We start from the raw sequence: 17,981 nt of genomic DNA on the forward strand, positions 1-17,981 counted from the left end.
TGCCGCGGGCGTCGCTCGTGCCGTGCCGTGCCGGCTGGGCGGGTCGGCACGGCGGATAGGCTGCGGCGGTGACTGATCAGCAGTGGCCCTGGCCGGCCGGCGCGGCGACCGGGATCGGTTCGCTGCCCGGCACCGACATCGCCGAGGCGCAGCGGATCGTGCTCGGCGAGCTGCCCGCCCTGCCGCACCTGCCGGAGCTGCCCGCCCGAGGCCCCGGCGCGGACCTCGTCGGTCGCACCGCCGGCCTGCTGGTCGAGCTGCCGGTCGAGCTGTACGCGGCCCGGTGGCGGATCGCCCCACGTCCCGGGCGGGACCTGCGCCGCGCGCGCGACCTCATGGAACGTGACCTCGACCAGCTCGCCGAGCAGGCCGAGGAGTACGCCGGCCCGGTCAAGGTCCAGGCCGCCGGTCCGTTCACCCTGGCCGCCACGCTGGAACTACCGATCGGTGGCCGGATGCTGCGCGACCCGGGCGCGGTGCGCGACCTCGCCGGGTCGCTCGGCGAAGGGTTGCGGGGGCACGTGGCGGCGGTGACCCGACGGCTGCCCCGCGCCTCGGTGCTGCTCCAGCTCGACGAGCCGTCGCTGCCGGCGGTGCTGGCCGGCCGGGTGCCCACCGAGAGCGGCTTCGGCACCCACCGCGCGGTGGAGCCGGAGGTGGCCCGTGCGCTGCTGCGCGACGTGCTCGACGCGGCCGGGGTCCCCACGCTCGTGCACTGCTGCGCGCCGGACGTGCCGCTGGAACTGGTCCGCTCCGCCGGCGCCGCCGGTGTCGCCCTCGACCTCTCCCTGGTCACCGACCTGGACCCGCTCGGCGAGGCGATCGACGCCGGGTTCGGGCTGCTGGCCGGCGCCGCGCCGACGCAGCCGTCGGCGTCCGGCCGGGCGCCGACGTCGGCCGAGGTCGCCGACCGGGTGAGCCGGGTCTGGGACCGGCTCGGCTTCCCCCGGCGCCGGCTGGCCGAGCAGGTGGTGGTCACGCCCGCGTGCGGCCTGGCCGGGGCCACCCCGGCGTACGCCCGGGCGGTGCTGGCCGCCTGCCGCGATGCCGGCCGGCGGCTCGCCGAGGCGTGACGTTTCCTGTCGCACTCCGGGGGCAGGATGACTCACATGATCGGACGACTGCGTTCCACCGTGATCGACTGCCCCGATCCGCGCGCGCTGGCCGGCTTCTACGCGGAGCTGCTCGGCCTGCCACTGATCGAGGAGAGTTCCGAGGGCGACGACTGGGTGGTGCTCGGCGGTCCGCCGGGGCACCAGCCGCGGCTGGCCTTCCAGAAGGCGCTCGACCTGCGCGCGCCCGCCTGGCCCGACCCGGAACGGCCGCAGCAGTTCCACCTGGACGTGACGGTGGACGACATCGAGGCGGCCGAGAAGGCGGCGCTGGCCCTCGGTGCCCGGCGGCTGCCCGGTGAAGGCGACGGCTGGCGGGTCTACGCCGACCCGGCCGGCCACCCGTTCTGCCTCTGCTGGGACTGAACGCGCGCCGGTTGCGCGGCGGGTGCATGATCACCACCGTGATCCCCTCGACCGACCGTCGCGCCGCCGGCTCGCTCTTCGGGCTGGCCTACGGCGACGCCCTGGGCAAGCCGACCGAGTTCCTCACCGTCGCCGAGATCGTCCGGCGCTACGGCCCGAGCGGCCCGCGCGAGCTGGAGGGCGACCCGGCGCAGGTCACCGACGACACCCAGATGGCGCTGGCCGTGGCGTGGGCGCTGCACGACGCGCCCGCGCTCACGGCGGAGGCGGTCGAGCCGCTGCTGCGGCAGCGCTTCGTCGACTGGTCGGTCAGCCCGGAGAACAACCGTGCGCCGGGCATGACCTGCCTGCGCGCCTGCGCCGAGCTGGGCCGGGGTGCCCGGTGGCAGGAGGCCACGGTCGCCGACTCGAAGGGCTGCGGCGCGAACATGCGGGTCACCCCGGTCGGGCTGCTCGACGTCGACCTCGACACGCTGGCCGGGCTGGCCCAGCTCCAGGCCGGCCTCACCCACGGCCACCCGACCGGGCTGGCGGCGAGCGAGCTGACCGCGTACGCGGTCCGGCTGTTGCGCGACGGCGCGGCGCTGCCGGAGCTGCCCGGCCTGCTCACCGCGCGGGCCCACGAGCAGCGCACCGTCTACCGGGGCGACTGGCTCGGTGACCTGTGGCGGCGACCCGGAGTGCCCACCGCCGCCGAGTTCATCGCCGAGGGCTGGGACGACTGCCTGCGGGTGTTCGGCCGGCTCGACGCCGCACTGGCCCGCCCGGACGACGGCGGCGACCCGTGCCGGCTCACCGGCGAGGGGTGGATCGCCGAGGAGGCGCTCGCGACCGCGCTGCTCTGCGCGCTGCGGCACCCGGACGACCCGGTCGCCGCGCTGGCCCGGGGCGCCACCACCGCCGGCGACTCCGACTCCATCGCGGCGCTGGCCGGCGCGTTCGTCGGGGCCGCGCACGGCATGACCGCCTGGCCGGCGGCCTGGTCCGGCCGGATCGAGTACGCCGACCAGCTCACCGCCCTGGCCGCCGCGCTGGACTGAGCGCCCGCGCCGCTAGGCGGTGAGGTGGGGCAGGCGGCGCACGCCGCGCCACACGCCGGCGTCGCAGTCGCCGGCCTTGTCCGCGAACGCGGTCAACGCCACCGGGATCGGCTCGCTGACGTCCAGCCAGCTGTCGTGCTCGGCGTCGGCGTCCCAGCTCCGGGTGGGGATGGACACATGGTCGTCCCGGTCCGACTTGTCCTGACTGGTGATCTTCAGGACCTCGGCGTCGGCCCCGTCGACCCGCAGCACCAGGCAGGGACGCACCTTCGAGCCGGTGCCGTCGGCGTAGGGCACGTCGGCCCACCAGATCTCGCCCGGTCGCGGGCGGTCCCGGTCCGGCCGCCCGGCGTCGCGCGGCCGGGGCGGGGCGCTGGTCCGGCCGCCGGCGGACCGGCCACCGCTGGTCCGGCCGCCACGGGGCCCGCTCCCGGGTCGGTCGCCGCCGGCCCCCGGCCGCCGGCGGTCCCCGGCGCGCCCGGGCCGGCCGGCCTCGGACGATCGGTCGGCGGACCGGCGGCGCCACTCGCTCCACAACCAGCCCGCCGCCACGCAGGCCACGATCACCAGCGCCCAGATCAGCCCGTCGCGCATCCGTACCCCGCCTTCCGTCCGTTTCGGCCCACCGCCGCCGCCGCGATCGTCGCACGGCCGGGGCTCGCGCGCTCTGCCGGCGCGGGACGCGCCGCTCCGCCGCCGGGCCGCTGCTCAGTGCAGGTGGCCGGACGGGTGTCACAGCCGACCGCTACGGTTCGGGGGTAGCGCGAGCACGGGAGGTCGACAGCGGTGTCCGAAGGCGGCGTGTCCGAAGAAGCGGTTCCCCAGACGGTCGACGCCGCCCAGGAGGCGGCGGCCGGCGCCGAGCCGCCCCCCGAAGCCCGGGAGCGGCACGCCACGTTGAGCCAGGAGCTCACCGAGCACCAATACCGCTACTACGTGCTGGACGCGCCGACGATCGCCGACGCCGAGTTCGACCGGCAACTGCGTGAGCTGGAGGCACTGGAGGCGGAATACCCGGCGCTGCGCACCCCCGACTCGCCCACCCAGCGGGTCGGCGGCACGTTCTCCACCGACTTCACCACGGTCACCCACGCCGAGCGGATGCTCTCGCTCGACAACGCGTTCGCCGACGAGGAGTTGGCCGCCTGGGCCGAGCGGGTCGAGCGGGACGCCGGCGGCCCGGTGCCCTACCTGTGCGAGCTGAAGGTCGACGGGCTGGCCATCAACCTGACCTATGAGAAGGGCCGGCTGGTGCGGGCGGCCACCCGCGGCGACGGCCGCACCGGGGAGGACGTCACCGCCAACGTGCGCAGCATCCGGGGCGTGCCGGCGCGACTCACCCCGACCGACGACTTCCCCGACGTGCCGGAGCTGCTCGAGGTGCGCGGCGAGATCTACTTCCCGGTGGCCGGGTTCGCCGACCTCAACGCCAGCCTGGTCGAGCAGGGCAAGGAGCCGTTCGCCAACCCGCGCAACGCCGCCGCCGGCAGCCTCCGGCAGAAGGACCCGCGGGTCACCGCCTCCCGGCCGCTGCGCATGGTCGTGCACGGCATCGGCGCCCGCAAGGGCTACCGGCCGGCCGCGCAGTCCGCGGCCTACGCCGCGCTCAAGGCGTGGGGGCTGCCCACCAGCGACCGCTGGAGGGTGGTGGACGACCTGGCCGGGGTGGCGGAATACATCGCCTGGTACGGCGAGCACCGTCACGACGTCGAGCACGAGATCGACGGCGTGGTGGTCAAGGTGGACCCGGTCTCCATCCAGGGCCGCCTCGGCTCGACCAGCCGCGCGCCGCGCTGGGCGATCGCCTTCAAATACCCGCCGGAGGAGGTCAACACCAAGCTGCTCGACATCGACGTCAATGTCGGGCGCACCGGCCGGGTCACCCCGTTCGCGGTCCTGGAGCCGGTCCGGGTGGCCGGTTCCACCGTCGCGCTCGCCACCCTGCACAACGCCCGCGAGGTGGAGCGCAAGGGCGTGTTGATCGGCGACACCGTGGTGCTGCGCAAGGCCGGCGACGTCATCCCCGAGGTGCTCGGCCCGGTGGTGGAGCTGCGGCCGGCCGACGCCCGGGCGTTCGTCATGCCGTCCACCTGCCCGGCCTGCGGCACCCCGCTGGCGCCGGCCAAGGAGAGCGACGTCGACATCCGCTGCCCCAACTCGCGCAGTTGCCCGGCGCAGTTGCGGGAGCGGGTCTTCCACCTGGCCGGCCGGGGCGCCTTCGACATCGAGGTGCTCGGCTACAAGGGCGCCGCCGCGCTGCTGGACGCCGGCATCATCACCGACGAGGGTGACCTGTTCGCCCTCGACGCCGAGCGGTTGAGCCGGTCGCCGTTCTTCGTCAACAAGGACGGCACGCTCGGCAGCAACGCCACCAAGCTGCTCGACAACCTGGCCGTGGCCAAGGAACGCGACCTGTGGCAGGTGCTGGTGGCGCTCTCCATCCGGCACGTCGGCCCGACCGCGGCCCAGGCGCTGGCCCGGCACTTCCGGTCGATCACCGCGATCGAGGAGGCCACCGGGGAGGAGCTGTCCTCGGTGGACGGCGTCGGCCCGACCATCGCCACCAGCATCAAGGAGTGGTTCGCCGTCGACTGGCACCGCGACGTGGTGCGCAAGTGGGCCGAGGCGGGCGTCCGGATGGTCGAGGAGGCCGGCGACGAGGGGCCCCGGCCGCTCGACGGGGTCACCGTCGTGGTCACCGGCACGCTGGCCGGGTTCAGCCGTGACCAGGCCGCCGAGGAGATCCAGAACCGGGGCGGGAAGGTCACCGGGTCGGTCTCCAAGAAGACCGGCTTCGTGGTGGTCGGCGACAATCCCGGCTCGAAGGCCGACAAGGCGGCGACGCTGAAGCTGCCGATCCTCGACGAGGACGGGTTCCGGGTGCTGCTGGATTCCGGTCCGGAGGCCGCCCGGGCGGTGGCCCGGGTGGAGGGCTGAGAGCCGCACGCGGCGTATACCAACTTAATTACGACTACGACCGATTCGTGGCTGTCGTGTCGGGGAAAGTGGCTGGGAGGGCGTTTCATTGGCGTACGGCGTGTGACGGCGCGCGCCACGACCGCTCCCGGGAGGTGCGATGGCGACCGGCGACCCACGCAACTCCGTCCCGCCCGGGCGGGCCCGGCCGTTCTTCGGCTTCGTCGGTGCGGTCGGTGCGGTCGCCGTACTCGTCGCGGCCGGGCCGCTGGCCGCGCTCCCGGACCGACTGACCGAGCTGCCGGTCGCGTTCTGGACCATGGCGGCGCTCGCCGTCGCCTGCGACGCCCGTCCGTTCGTCCCGCCGGGGCGGCGGCAGACCTCGGCGCTCTTCCCGTCCACCTGCTTCACGTTCGCCATCCTGCTCGGCTGGGGTCTCGGCCCGGCCGTGGCGGTGCAGGCCGTGGCGGTGGCCGTGTCCGGCTGGCGGCTCGGGTACGCCGCCTGGCGCACCGGCTTCAACGCCGCCCAGTACGCGTGCGCGCTCGCCGCCGCGTACGCGGTCAGCCGGCTCGGTGCCGGCGAGCTGTTCGGCGGCGGCCGGTTGCACTGGACCGACGTGGCGGCGTTGGGCGGTGCCACGGTGGCCTGGTTCGCGGTCAACTACGGCCTGGTCAACTCCGCCATCCGGCTGCGGTTCGGCGACCGGTGGTGGCCCAGCGTCCGGCTCGGGTTGGCCTACGAGCTGCTCTCCACCGGGTCGCTGCTGTTGCTCGCGCCGGTGCTGGTGGCCGCCGCCCGGGTCAGCGCGGCGCTGATCCCGCTGGTGCTGGTGCCGCTCTTCGCGGTCTACCGGATGGCCCGGCTCTCCGCCGAACGGGAGCAGCTCGCCGACGTCGACCCGCTCACCGGGCTGCCCAACCGCAAGGCGCTGCTCACCGAGGTCGCCGAGCAGGTGCACCTGCACGGCGAGCGGGCCGCCCGGGGCGAGCCGGACGCCCACCTGGCCCTGCTGTTGCTCGACCTCGACCGGTTCAAGCACGTCAACGACGCGCTCGGGCACGCGGTGGGCGACCGGCTGCTGGTCGAGGTGAGCGCCCGGCTGATCGACGTGGCCGACGAGGGCGAGCTGGTGGCGCGGCTCGGCGGTGACGAGTTCGCCATCGTCGTACCCCGGTTGGCCGGTGTCGAGGAGGCCCGCGAGCGGGCCGACCGGGTCGTCGCCGCGCTCGCCGAGCCGGTGCCGCTGGACGGGCTGCCGCTGGACGTCGGCGGGTCCATCGGCGTCGCGCTCTTCCCCGACCACGGCGAGGACTTCGCCACCCTGATGCGGCACGCCGACGTCGCCATGTACGACGCCAAGCACCGCAACGACACCGTGGCGGTCTACGCGCCGGAGTCCGACCACAACTCGGCCGAGCGGCTGAGTCTCCTGGCCGACCTGCGTCGGGTGCTGGAGTCCCCGCACCCGACGCCGGCCGGCGAGCCGGCGGGCGTACGCGGGGGCGATGGTGCCGTGCTGGCGCCGAGCCTGCCCGCCGCCCGGCCGGCCCACGACGAGCGTCGGGCCCACGAGGAGCGGCCGGCACGCGACGACGGCCCCGGCGGGGTGCGGCCCGGTGGCGGGCCGGCCCGGTGGCGGCTGCGACGTCGCCGGGAGCGTGTCGACGCGCGACCCGACGACGATCTGATCGAGCGGATCCTCACCGGCGCCGACCCGATCCGTCGCCGGGCCGCCCGCGGCGGCGCGCCCACCGGCTCGGCCGGCTCGGGAAGCGTCGACACCGCGCCGAGCGAGGTCGTCGCGCCGGCTGCCCATCCGGCCCGGTCCGCACCGGCCGTGGCCGCTGCTACGGCCGCGCCGGCCGTACCCGTGGACACCGTGCCGGTCACGGCGGCGCCGGCGGCCGACGGTGCGGAGGCCGGCGGGTGGACGGGCGGCGAGCCGACCGCACCCGGCGTCGTGCCCGCGGTGACCGGCGCCCGACCCGGCCCGCACGACCTGGACGACCCGGCCGGCGACCCGGGCGAGATCACCATGTACTACCAGCCGCAGATCGCCATCGCGACCGGCGAGGTGGTCGGCGTGGAGGCGCTGTTGCGCTGGCGGCACCCGCGCCGGGGCATGGTCGACCCGGGGGAGCTGATCCAGGTCGCCGAGCAGAGCGCGGTGATGCGGCTGCTCACCCGCCGGGTGGTGGACGACGTGGTGGAGCAGCTCGCCAAGTGGTCGGCGGCCGGCCTGACGCTGCGCGCCGCGCTCAACGTGAGCGTGCGGGACCTGCACACCGGTGAGATCGCCGACCAGATCGCCGACCGGTTGACCCAGTACGGTGTGCCGCCGGAGCGGCTCCAGGTGGAGATCACCGAGGGCGCGTTGATGGCCGACCCGAGGCGGGTGCTGGCCAGCATCACCCAGTTGCACCGGATCGGGGTGGGTATCGCGCTCGACGACTTCGGCACCGGCTACTCCTCCCTGCAACACCTGCGCCGGCTGCCGCTGTCCGAGGTGAAGGTGGACCGGTCGTTCGTGCTGGGCATGGCGGACGACCCGGACGACGCGGCGATCGTCCGCTCGATGATCGAGCTGGCCGGCGCGCTCGGGTTGCGGGTGGTGGCCGAGGGCGTGGAGGACGAGCGCACCTGGCGGCTGCTGCACGCCGCCGGCTGCGACGTGGCACAGGGCTGGTTCCACGCCCGGCCGATGCCGGCGGAGGACCTCGTCACCTGGCTGTCGCGGTACCGCCCGGTCCGCCCGGTGGCGGCGGAGGCCGACGGTCGGGACGCCCCGGCGGCGGAGGGGGAGTCGAAGGCGTCGTCGTGACGGCGGGACAATAGACTCGCACCGGTCACCGCGCGTCATCGTTCACCGTCGCGCGCGGCCGGCACGCCGAAGACGTCTCAGGACAGCCACGAAGGGGGCACCCGATGGCCGCCATCTCCCGCGAGGAGGTCGCGCACCTCGCGCGACTGTCGCGGCTCGCCGTCACCGAGGAGGAGTTGGACACCTTCGCCGGTCAGCTGGACGTGATCCTCCAGTCGGTCGCGCAGGTCGGCGAGGTCGCCGCGGCGGACATCCCGCCGACGTCCCACTCGGTGCCGTTGACCAACGTGCTCCGCGAGGACGTGGTGACGCCGAGCCTGACCCCGCAGGAGGCGCTGTCGGGTGCGCCCGACGCCGAGGAGCAGCGGTTCCGCGTCCCGCGGATCCTGGACGAGGATGTGGCCTCATGACCGATGTGACAAAGCTCAGCGCCGTCGAGATCGCCGGGCTCGTCGCCAACGGTGACGCCTCCGCGGTCGAGGTCACCCGCGCCCACCTCGACCGGATCGGCGCCGTCGACGACCGGGTGCACGCGTTCCTGCACGTCGACACCGACGGCGCGCTGGCCGCCGCGAAGGCGGTGGACGAGCGTCGGGCCGCCGGCGAGGAGTTGGGCCCGCTGGCCGGCGTGCCGGTCGCGGTCAAGGACGTGCTCGCCACCAAGGGCGTGCCGACCACCGTCGGGTCGAAGATCCTCGAAGGCTGGCGTCCGCCGTACGACTCGACGATCGTCGAGCGGCTGCGGGCCGCCGGCACGGTGATGCTCGGCAAGACGAACATGGACGAGTTCGCGATGGGCTCCTCCACCGAATACTCCGCGTACGGGCCGACCCGCAACCCGTGGGACACCGAGCGCATCCCCGGCGGCTCCGGCGGCGGCAGCGCCGCGGCGCTGGCCGCGTACGAGGCGCCGCTGTCGATCGGGTCGGACACCGGCGGCTCGATCCGCCAGCCCGGCGCGGTCACCGGCACCGTCGGCGCGAAGCCCACCTACGGCGGCACCTCCCGCTACGGTCTGGTGGCGTTCTCCTCGTCGCTGGACACGCCCGGCCCGTGCGCGCGCAACGTGCTGGACGCCGCGCTGCTGCACCAGGTGATCGGTGGCCACGACCCGCGCGACTCCACCTCGATCCCGGCCCCGGTGCCGGACGTGGTGGGCGCCGCGAGGCTCGGCGCGAGCGGCGACCTGACCGGCGTGAAGCTCGGTGTGGTCACCGAGTTCACCGGCGAGGGCGCCGAGCCGGGCGTGATGGCCGCGTTCCGGGAGTCGGTCGAGGCGCTGGCGAAGCTGGGCGCCGAGATCGTCGAGATCTCCTGCCCGCACTTCAAGTACGCGCTGCCGGCCTACTACCTGATCGCGCCGAGCGAGTGCTCCTCCAACCTGGCCCGCTTCGACGGCGTCCGGTTCGGCCTGCGGGTCGGCGACGACGGCAACCGGTCACTGGAGGAGGTCATGTCGCTGACCCGCGAGGCCGGCTTCGGCCCCGAGGTGAAGCGCCGCATCATGATCGGCACGTACGCGCTCTCGTCGGGCTACTACGACGCCTACTACGGCCAGGCGCAGAAGGTCCGCACGCTGATCACCCGCGACTTCACCAGCGCGTTCGAGCAGGTGGACGCGCTGATCTCGCCGACCACCCCGTTCGTGGCGTTCCCGATCGGCGCGCGCACCTCGGATCCCTACCAGATGTACCTGGCGGACCTCTTCACCATCCCGACGAACCTCTACGGCGGCCCGGCCATCTCGGTGCCGTGCGGGTTGTCCGAGGGGCTCCCGGTCGGCCTGCAGATCATGGCCCCGACCATGGCCGACGACCGGATGTACCGGGTCGCCGCCGCGCTGGAGTCGAGCGTCGGCACGTTCACCCCGCCGGCTCTCTGAGTCCACCACCGATCGGCGTCGACGGATCTCCGTCGGCGCCGGTCGGCGTCTGCGGCTGTACCGGCGCCGCGTCGAGGTAGCGGCGGGCCTCCCGGACGCCGCGCCACCGAACCCACGCCAGGCTCGACCAGCACACGGCGAGCACGCCGGCGGTCAGCCGGCTGGCCCACCGGTCGGCGCCGGCGACCACCGACACCTGGAATGCCGCCAGCACCGCGTAGAGCCACACGTACCAGCGCTGACCGAGCCGGCGGCGGGCCTCCCGGCGGGCGGCGACGTCGACGGCCGGATCGGTCGCTCGACCCGCGCGCAGGGCGTCCCGCGCCGCGGCGGTCGGGCTTCCGGCGGAGGTACGCATCCGCGGCACCAGCCGCCGGCCGAGCAGCAGCGCCGCCCCGGCGCCGACGACGGCGGGTAGTGCCGTGAGGGCGACCATGGCGAGCACGTCCTGGAAGTCGTACCCGCCGTCCGCCACCCAGATCCCGGTCAGCAGCGCGGGCAGGCCGAGCGCCACCGCCCCGGCCACGACCACCACGCCGGTCGTCACCGGCCCACTGCTCACCGGCCCCTCTCCGCCTCGGTGCATCGGGCTCACCGTCGGTTCCGCGACCGACGCGTCACCGCCAGGGCGACGGTGATCGCGATCAGGCCGGGCACCACGGTGCCGACCGCCATCGCGACCAGGTTGTCAGGATCGCGGTCGTCACCAGCCACCCAGTACCCCCAGCTGAGCAGCATGGCCAGCAGCCACACCGCCGCGACCGCCAGCACCACGACACCGGTCCGCTTCGCCCGCGACGGGTCGTCCGGCCGTACCGTCGAGTCGTCCCCCGTATTCGTCATGGTCGACACGTACCCCCGGGTCGTTTTTTCCATGCTGGCGCGGCGCGCCTCCGCGCGGCGATCTCGAAGCCCGGCAGCGGGGTGGCCGGAGCACCCGATTAGGCTGGAACGGTTCTGTCCGGATCGCGCCTGGAGCTCAGATGACGACGACACTGCCCGCGTACGACGAGGTCGTCGCGCGCTACGAACCGGTGATCGGCCTGGAGACCCACGTCGAGCTGGGCACGAACACCAAGATGTGGTGCGGCTGCCCGACCGACTTCGGCGGCGAGCCGAACACCCGGGTCTGCCCGGTCTGCCTGGGCCTGCCCGGTTCGCTGCCGGTGGCCAACAAGGCGGCGATCGAGGCGACGATCCGGATCGGCCTGGCGCTGAACTGCTCCATCGCCGAGTGGTGCCGGTTCGCCCGGAAGAACTACTTCTACCCGGACATGCCGAAGAACTTCCAGATCAGCCAGTACGACGAGCCGCTCTGCTTCGACGGCTACCTGGACGTCGAGGTGAACGGCGAGCTGGTGCGCATCGGCATCGAGCGGGTGCACCTGGAGGAGGACACCGGCAAGACGCTGCACGTCGGCGGCGCCACCGGCCGTATCCACGGCGCCACCGAGTCGCTCGTCGACTACAACCGGGCCGGCATCCCGCTGGTGGAGATCGTCACCAAGCCGATCCCCGGCACCGGCGCGCTCGCCCCGGAGATCGCCCGGGCGTACGTGGCGGAGCTGCGCGACGTGGTCCGCTCGCTGGGCGTCTCGGACGTGCGGATGGAGGAGGGCTCGCTGCGCTGCGACGTCAACACCTCGCTGAACCTGCCGGGCGAGGAGTGGGGCACCCGCACCGAGACCAAGAACGTCAACTCGCTGCGCTCGGTGGAGCGGGCGGTCCGCTCGGAGATGCTGCGCCAGGCGTCCGTGCTCGACGCGGGCGGCCGGATCGTGCAGGAGACCCGGCACTTCCACGAGGACACCGGCGACACCACCTCGGGCCGGTCCAAGGAGACCGCCACCGACTACCGCTACTTCCCGGAGCCGGACCTGGTGCCGCTCGCGCCGGACACCGCCTGGGTGGCCGAGCTGAAGGCCGCCCTGCCGGAGCTGCCGCGGCTGCGCCGCAAGCGGATCCAGCAGGACTGGGGCCTGTCCGACCTGGACATGGAGTCGGTGGTCAACGCCGGCGCGGTCGAGCTGATCGAGGCGACCGTGGCCGCCGGGGCCACCCCGGCCGCGGCCCGCAAGTGGTGGCTGGGCGAGCTGTCCCGCCGGGCCAACGAGACCGGCGTGGAGCTGGCCGACGTGGGCGCCACCCCGGCGCAGGTCGCCGAACTGCAGGGCCTGGTCGACGCCGGCAAGCTCAACGACAAGCTGGCCCGGGCCGTGCTGGAGGGCGTGGTGGCCGGTGAGGGCTCGCCGACCGAGATCATGACCAACCGCAACCTGGAGGTCGTCTCCGACACCGGCGCGCTCACCGCCGCCGTGGACGAGGCGATCGCCGCCAACCCCGACATCGCCGACAAGATCCGCAGCGGCAAGGTCGCGGCGGCCGGCGCGCTGGTGGGCGCGGTCATGAAGACCACCCGCGGCCAGGCGGACGCGAAGACCGTCCGCGAGCTGATCCTGGAGCGCCTCGGCGCCGCCTGACATGTGTTAATAGGGGCCCCCGCCTATGCAGAATGCGTTAAGCGGGGGCCCCGCCTTACCCCCACCCCTACAGGGCGTCAACGGCGACGCCTCGGATGGAGCAAGCGTGAACGACGACGTCCTCGACGAGATCCAGCGCCGGGTGCTCTGGCTCGCCACCCGCATCGTCGACGCGGCCAACCACGACCGGGACACCGGCGACGGCGTGAAGGTCGGCGGCCACCAGGCCTCCAGTGCCTCGCTCGTCACCGCGATGACCGCGCTCTGGTTCCAGCACCTCGACGCCGAGGACCGGGTCGCGGTGAAGCCGCACGCCTCCCCGGTGTTCCACGCCATCCAGTACCTGCTCGGTAACCTGGACCGGTCCTACCTGCCGACGCTGCGGGCCCGCGGCGGCCTCCAGTCGTACCCGTCGCGCACCAAGGACCCGGACCAGGTGGACTTCTCCACCGGCTCGGTCGGTCTGGGCGCCGCCGCGCCGCTGTTCGCCGCCGTCACCCGCCGCTACGTCGACGCGCACTTCGGCGAGCGGCCGCACTCCCGGTTCGTCGCGCTGATCGGCGACGCCGAGCTGGACGAGGGCAACATCTGGGAGGCGGTCGCCGACCCGGCCACCACCGGGCTGGGCAACGTGATGTGGCTCGTCGACTTCAACCGGCAGTCGCTGGACCGGGTCGTCCCCGGCATCCGGATCAACCAGTGGCGTGGGCAGTTCGAGGCCGCCGGTTGGCACGTCGTCGAGGTCAAGTACGGCCGCAAGCTCGCCGAGGCGTACGCCCGGCCGGGCGGGACGGCGTTGCGCGACTGGATCGACCTGATGCCGAACGAGCAGTACCAGTCGCTGTTCGGCCTCGCCGGGCCGGCCCTGCGCAAGCAGTTCCTGGACGGCGCGCCGGCCGAGGTGGCCGCGTTCGTCGCCGACATCGCCGACGACGAGCTGGGCCCGCTCGTCACCGATCTGGGCGGGCACGACGCGCAGGCGATGCTCGACGCGTACGCCCAGTGCGACGCGGTCACCGACCGGCCCAGCGTGGTCTTCGCCTACACGGTCAAGGGCTGGGGCCTGCCGATCGCCGGCAACCCGCGCAACCACTCGGCGCTGCTCAGCACCGAGCAGGTGGACGCGCTGCGGGCGGCGAACGGCCTGACCGCGCAGACCGAGTGGGACCGCCTGGACCCGGCGTCGCCGGCCGGCATCCGGGCCGGCGAGCGTCGGGAGGCGCTGTCCCGCGCGCCGCGCGAGCGGGCGCTGGGCGTCACCGTCCCGGAAACCACCCGGGTACGCGCCAACAAGCCGGTCTCCACCCAGGAGGTCTTCGGCCGGGTGCTGGTCGACCTGGCCCGGGATCCGCAAGTGGCGCCCTACCTGGTGACCACCGCGCCGGACGTGGCCACCTCGACCAACCTGGCCGGGTTCATCAACAAGACCGGCGTGTTCGCCCCGACCGAGCAGCGGTCCTGGACCGAGGACCGGATGCTGCGCTGGACGGAGAGCCCCGCCGGGCAGCACATCGAGCTGGGCATCTCGGAGATGAACCTGTTCCTGCTGCTGGGCCAGCTCGGCCTGTCGTGGGACCTGTCCGGCCAGCCGCTGCTGCCGGTCGGCACGGTCTACGACCCGTTCGTGCTGCGGGGGCTGGACGCGTTCCTCTACGGCACCTACTCGGGCTCCCGGTTCGTGGTGGCCGGCACGCCGTCCGGCATCACGCTGGCGCCCGAGGGCGGCGCGCACCAGTCCACCATCACCGCCTCGGTCGGCCTGGAGCTGCCCGGCGTGACGTTCCTGGAGCCCGCGTACGCCGGCAGCCTCGACTGGCTGCTCTGCGACGCGCTCGGGCAGATCGCCGGCGGCGGCGCGCCGGCCGCCACCGCCGCGCCGGCCGAGGACGGGGCGTACTACTTCCGGCTCAGCACCCGGCCGATCGACCAGGCGCCGTTCGAGGCGGCCCGGGCCCGGCTCGGTGACGCGGTGCTGCGCCGGCAGGTGGTGGCCGGGGCGTACCGGCTGGTCGACGCGCACCAGGCGTACCCCGAGTTGGCGGACGCCCCGGTGGTGCAGCTCGCCGCGTCCGGCGCGGTGCTGCCCGAGGCCCTGGCCGCCGCCGCGGAGCTGGCGGAGGAGGGCGTCGCCGCGCACGTGGTCGACGTGACCAGCCTGGACCGGCTCTACCGGGCGTGGCAGCGGACGCTGCGCCAGGGCGTGCGGACCGCCACCGTGCCGAGCGTGCCCGGCGCGCTGCGGTCGGCCTTCGCCGACCGGGTGCCGGTGGTGACCGTGCACGACGCGGCGTCGCACGCGATGGCCTGGTTGGGTTCGGCGGTGGGGGCGCCGGCGGTGCCGCTCGGGGTGGACGAGTTCGGCCAGTCCGGCACCGTCCGGGAGCTGTACGAGCTGCACGACCTGCTGCCCGGCAGCATCGTCAACGCCGCGCTGGCCGCGCTCGCCCTGCGCTGAGTCAGCTGGGCGTCGGCGCCGGGGTCGCGCTCGTCGAGGGCGACTCCGGCGCCCCGCGCGTCGGTGTCGGGGTGACCGGCACCTCGTCGCCCTTGGCCGGGTCCCGGATCACGTGCCGTTCCAGGTTGACCTGCGACTGGCCGGTGCCGCCCACGGTGATCTCGTCGTAGGCCTGGAGCAGCTTCTGCTGGTCGAGGTAGAGCACCGTCATGGTCAACGGGGTGGGTTTCTCGCCCTCCAGCCCGCGCAGCCCGGCCCCGCCGGTCGAGCCCTCCACCATCAACGTCGTCGGCTGCTCACCCGGCACCTGCGGCAGCTTCGACACCTGCCGGGCGTGGGTGTGCCCGGAGAGCACCAGCGGGCAGGTGCCGGAGAGCGGCCCGGCCGACGCCGGGTCGTGCACCAGCGCGATGTCGACCTTCTTCGGTGACTTCTCGACCGTGCCGGCCAACTGCTCGCCGGCGCCGATCACCTGGTCGGCGACGGCGGAGGTGAGGCCGCTGCCGGCCGGTGAGGTCTCCTTGTCCGGGGTGAACCGGGGGTCGCCGATGCCCGCGATGGTCAGCCCGGCCACGGTCGTGGTCGAGTTGTTCAGCACCACGGCGTTCGGCTGCTGGGCCACCACCGACGCCGTACGCGGCGAGTCGTGGTTGCCCCGGATGTACACGTACGGCTTCTTGAGCAGGCCGATCGAGCCGACGTAGGACGCCTCCGGCTCGCTGCCCCAGTCGGTGAGGTCACCGGTGTCGATCACCACGTCGATGCCGAACTGCTCGACCACCGTGCGGATCAACTGCCACCCGGTCGGGTTGAGGTGCATGTCGGAGACGTGCAGCACCCGGGTGGTGCCGGGGGACGGTTGCACCACCGGCAGCGCGGAGACCGTGGTGTAGAGCTTGCTGACGTTGCCGACCAGCCGCTGCAACTGCTCGGCGTACTTGGTGTAGTCGTTGGCGATCCGCCGCGCGTCGCCCACGATCGCGGGCGCGTTGACCAGCAGGCCCTCGTACCTCGGTTCCTCGATCGCCTGCGGGCGCACGGTGGCGGCGGCCAGGCCGAGACTGCCGGCGGTGATCACCAGCGCCAGGCCACCCGCCCAGGCGGTGCGCCGCACGTCGCGGAAGACCAGCCCGGCCAGGAGCAGGGTGGCCAGCACCGCCGAGGCGAGCGTCTTCAGGCCGAGGCGCACCACGCCGCTGCGGACGTCGGCCACCGCCGACTGGCTGGCCCGGCTGATGCTCGCCGGGTCGTCGATCAGCGCCTCGGTGCGCCCCTGGTCCAGCGAGCCCACCTCGACGGTCAGGTACGCCGGCCCGTCGTGGCTGTCCAGCAGCAGCGCGCCCAACGGCGGGATGTCGACGGTGGTGCCGCCGGTCAGCGACGGGCTGAGTTTGAGTTCCGCCCGGAACGGCCCGATGTCGGTGCCGACGTGCCCGCCGGCGTACGTGCCGACGACGATGCCGCCCAGCGTGACCGCGAGCAGCGCCAGCACCACGCCCACCCGGCGTAGCCGCCGGCCGGGCCGCCACGCGGCGACGCGGCGGACGCGCCCGGTCTCCGGGGACGTCGGGTCCCCGGCGCGCTGCTCTTCGTTCTCCTGGCCGTCCATGCTGAGATTCTGACCTGCCCAGTGTGTGATCTTGGCAAACCCGCCGGAAGTGGATCAGCTCCGGCCGGCGCCGCCGTCCGCGAAGACCAGCCGCAGGATCCGGTCGTCCTCGGCGGCCGGCTTGCCCCGGCCGTCCCGGTTCGAGGTGCTCACCCAGATCGAGCCGTCCGGCGCCACGGCGGCGGCGCGCAGCCGACCGTAGCGGCCGGTGAGCAGCTCGCGCGGCTGGCCGAGGACGGTCCCGTTGCCGGCCAGCTCGACCAGCCACAGCCGCTGCCCGCGCAGGCAGGCGGTGACCAGCAGCCGGTCCACCGCCGCCAGACCGGAGCAGGAGGCGTCGGAGGTGCGCCACTGCACGATCGGGTTCACGTAGCGCTTGTCGTCGCCGCGCCCCTCGACCTGCGGCCAACCGTAGTTGCCGCCCTGGTTGATCTGGTTGATCTCGTCCCAGGTGTTCTGGCCGAACTCCACGGCGTACATCCGCTTCTGCGGCGTCCAGGCGAAGCCCTGCACGTTGCGGTGCCCCGACGACCACACCGGGGAACCGGCGGTCGGGTTGCCCGGTGCCGGCTTGCCGTCCGGTGTGATCCGCAGGATCTTGCCGCCGAGGCTCTTCGGGTCCTGCGCGTTCGCGGTCTGCCCGGCGTCGCCGGTGCTCACGTAGAGGAAACCGTCCGGGCCGAAGCCCAATCCGCCGCCGTCGTGGTTGCCGGCCCGGGGGATGCCGGTCAGGATCGGTGTCGGAGTCTGGCCGAGCCGCAGCTTCGCGACCCGGTTGTCGTCCTGGGCGGTGTAGTAGACGAAGACCGTGCGGTCGCGCGCGTAGGCCGGGGAGACGGCGATGCCGAGCAGGCCGCCCTCGCCGCCGGACGCCACGCCCGGCACCGTCTGCACCGGTCGCACCGCGAGCCCGTCCGCCCCGGACTCCGGGCCGACCTGGAGGATCCGCCCGCTGTCCCGCTCGGTGACCAGTGCCGCGCCGTCGGGCAGGAACGCGATGGCCCACGGCACCTCCAGACCCTTCGCCAGCACCGTGGCCACCACCTGTTGACCGGCCCCGCCGGGGCTGGCCGTGTTCGACGGCGACGGCAGGTTGGGCGGCTCGCCGGCCGGGTCCGGCTCGGGCTCGCCGAGGGCGCAGCCGGCGGTGCCCAGCAGCAGCGCCGCGCAGGACGCCGCCAGCGCCGTCCGGAGGCGGCGGGCGCGGGGGTACGACAGACGCGGGCTCACCCGGCCCAGCCTAGCCGGACACGACGGCGAACCGGCCGGCTCGGCGGTGCGGCGCGTTCAGCCGGAC

Annotated in this window: 14 protein-coding genes; 9 read left to right on the plus strand and 5 right to left on the minus strand. The window is 74.2% G+C overall.

Annotation, left to right across the window (positions count from 1 at the left end):
* Positions 1-68 precede the first annotated feature (68 nt).
* Genes GA0070213_RS15890 through GA0070213_RS15900 form a run of 3 tightly spaced genes read left to right on the plus strand, consistent with a single transcriptional unit; the run spans position 69 to position 2,518 of the window.
* A complete protein-coding gene (locus tag GA0070213_RS15890) occupies positions 69-1,073 on the plus strand; it encodes a methionine synthase (protein WP_091063818.1) in 1,005 nt (334 codons plus the stop codon).
* A 36-nt stretch (positions 1,074-1,109) separates the two neighbouring features.
* Complete coding sequence (locus tag GA0070213_RS15895) at positions 1,110-1,478, plus strand: VOC family protein (RefSeq protein ID WP_175441354.1); 369 nt, start codon at positions 1,110-1,112, stop codon at positions 1,476-1,478.
* 26 nt (positions 1,479-1,504) lie between these two features.
* Positions 1,505-2,518, plus strand: a complete 1,014-nt coding sequence (locus GA0070213_RS15900) for an ADP-ribosylglycohydrolase family protein (protein ID WP_091063826.1) — start codon at positions 1,505-1,507, stop codon at positions 2,516-2,518.
* Between the two features lie 12 nt (positions 2,519-2,530).
* Here the strand turns inward: GA0070213_RS15900 and GA0070213_RS15905 are convergent, their stop codons facing one another.
* Positions 2,531-3,112 (minus strand): type II toxin-antitoxin system PemK/MazF family toxin, encoded by a 582-nt coding sequence (locus GA0070213_RS15905; RefSeq protein WP_091063829.1) that lies wholly within the window; start codon positions 3,110-3,112, stop codon positions 2,531-2,533.
* Between the two features lie 207 nt (positions 3,113-3,319).
* On the opposite strand from GA0070213_RS15905, the gene ligA reads away from it, so the two are divergent.
* The 4 genes from ligA (at position 3,320) to gatA (ending at position 10,140) form a co-directional block, all read left to right on the plus strand.
* Positions 3,320-5,455, plus strand: a complete 2,136-nt coding sequence (gene ligA, locus GA0070213_RS15910; RefSeq protein ID WP_091063831.1) for an NAD-dependent DNA ligase LigA — start codon at positions 3,320-3,322, stop codon at positions 5,453-5,455.
* A gap of 139 nt (positions 5,456-5,594) precedes the next feature.
* Complete coding sequence (locus GA0070213_RS15915) at positions 5,595-8,258, plus strand: putative bifunctional diguanylate cyclase/phosphodiesterase (RefSeq protein ID WP_091063834.1); 2,664 nt, start codon at positions 5,595-5,597, stop codon at positions 8,256-8,258.
* Between the two features lie 104 nt (positions 8,259-8,362).
* Positions 8,363-8,668, plus strand: a complete 306-nt coding sequence (gatC, locus tag GA0070213_RS15920; RefSeq protein WP_091063838.1) for an Asp-tRNA(Asn)/Glu-tRNA(Gln) amidotransferase subunit GatC — start codon at positions 8,363-8,365, stop codon at positions 8,666-8,668.
* Positions 8,665-10,140, plus strand: coding sequence for an Asp-tRNA(Asn)/Glu-tRNA(Gln) amidotransferase subunit GatA (gene gatA / locus GA0070213_RS15925; protein WP_091063842.1), 1,476 nt, complete (start codon positions 8,665-8,667; stop codon positions 10,138-10,140). The genes gatC and gatA overlap by 4 nt, the downstream gene beginning before the upstream one ends.
* Here the strand turns inward: gatA and GA0070213_RS15930 are convergent.
* Positions 10,121-10,702, minus strand: a complete 582-nt coding sequence (locus tag GA0070213_RS15930) for a hypothetical protein (protein WP_139128682.1) — start codon at positions 10,700-10,702, stop codon at positions 10,121-10,123. The two genes, gatA and GA0070213_RS15930, sit on opposite strands and share 20 nt — an antisense overlap.
* Positions 10,703-10,731: 29 nt before the next feature.
* The gene (locus GA0070213_RS15935; protein WP_091063848.1) at positions 10,732-10,983 is read right to left on the minus strand and encodes a hypothetical protein; all 252 of its coding nucleotides are present in this window, start codon (positions 10,981-10,983) and stop codon (positions 10,732-10,734) included.
* Between the two features lie 140 nt (positions 10,984-11,123).
* Between GA0070213_RS15935 and gatB the strand changes: the two genes are divergently transcribed.
* Both gatB and GA0070213_RS15945 read left to right on the plus strand, forming a co-directional pair.
* Positions 11,124-12,620, plus strand: a complete 1,497-nt coding sequence (gene gatB, locus GA0070213_RS15940) for an Asp-tRNA(Asn)/Glu-tRNA(Gln) amidotransferase subunit GatB (protein ID WP_091063851.1) — start codon at positions 11,124-11,126, stop codon at positions 12,618-12,620.
* Positions 12,621-12,726: 106 nt separating this feature from the next.
* A complete protein-coding gene (locus tag GA0070213_RS15945; protein WP_091063854.1) occupies positions 12,727-15,075 on the plus strand; it encodes a transketolase-like TK C-terminal-containing protein in 2,349 nt (782 codons plus the stop codon).
* A 1-nt stretch (position 15,076) separates the two neighbouring features.
* Here GA0070213_RS15945 and GA0070213_RS15950 read toward each other — a convergent pair whose 3' ends face one another.
* Positions 15,077-16,684: a metallophosphoesterase family protein gene (locus GA0070213_RS15950; RefSeq protein WP_091063857.1), complete on the minus strand. Its 1,608-nt coding sequence runs from the start codon at positions 16,682-16,684 to the stop codon at positions 15,077-15,079.
* A 54-nt stretch (positions 16,685-16,738) separates the two neighbouring features.
* Entirely contained in the window at positions 16,739-17,914 is a 1,176-nt protein-coding gene (locus GA0070213_RS15955) for a PQQ-dependent sugar dehydrogenase (RefSeq protein WP_091063860.1), read from the minus strand.
* Between the last annotated feature and the right edge of the window lie 67 nt (positions 17,915-17,981).

Origin of the sequence: Micromonospora humi (genome assembly GCF_900090105.1) — a bacterium.
In the GTDB taxonomy this organism is placed as follows: Bacteria; Actinomycetota; Actinomycetes; order Mycobacteriales; family Micromonosporaceae; genus Micromonospora; species Micromonospora humi.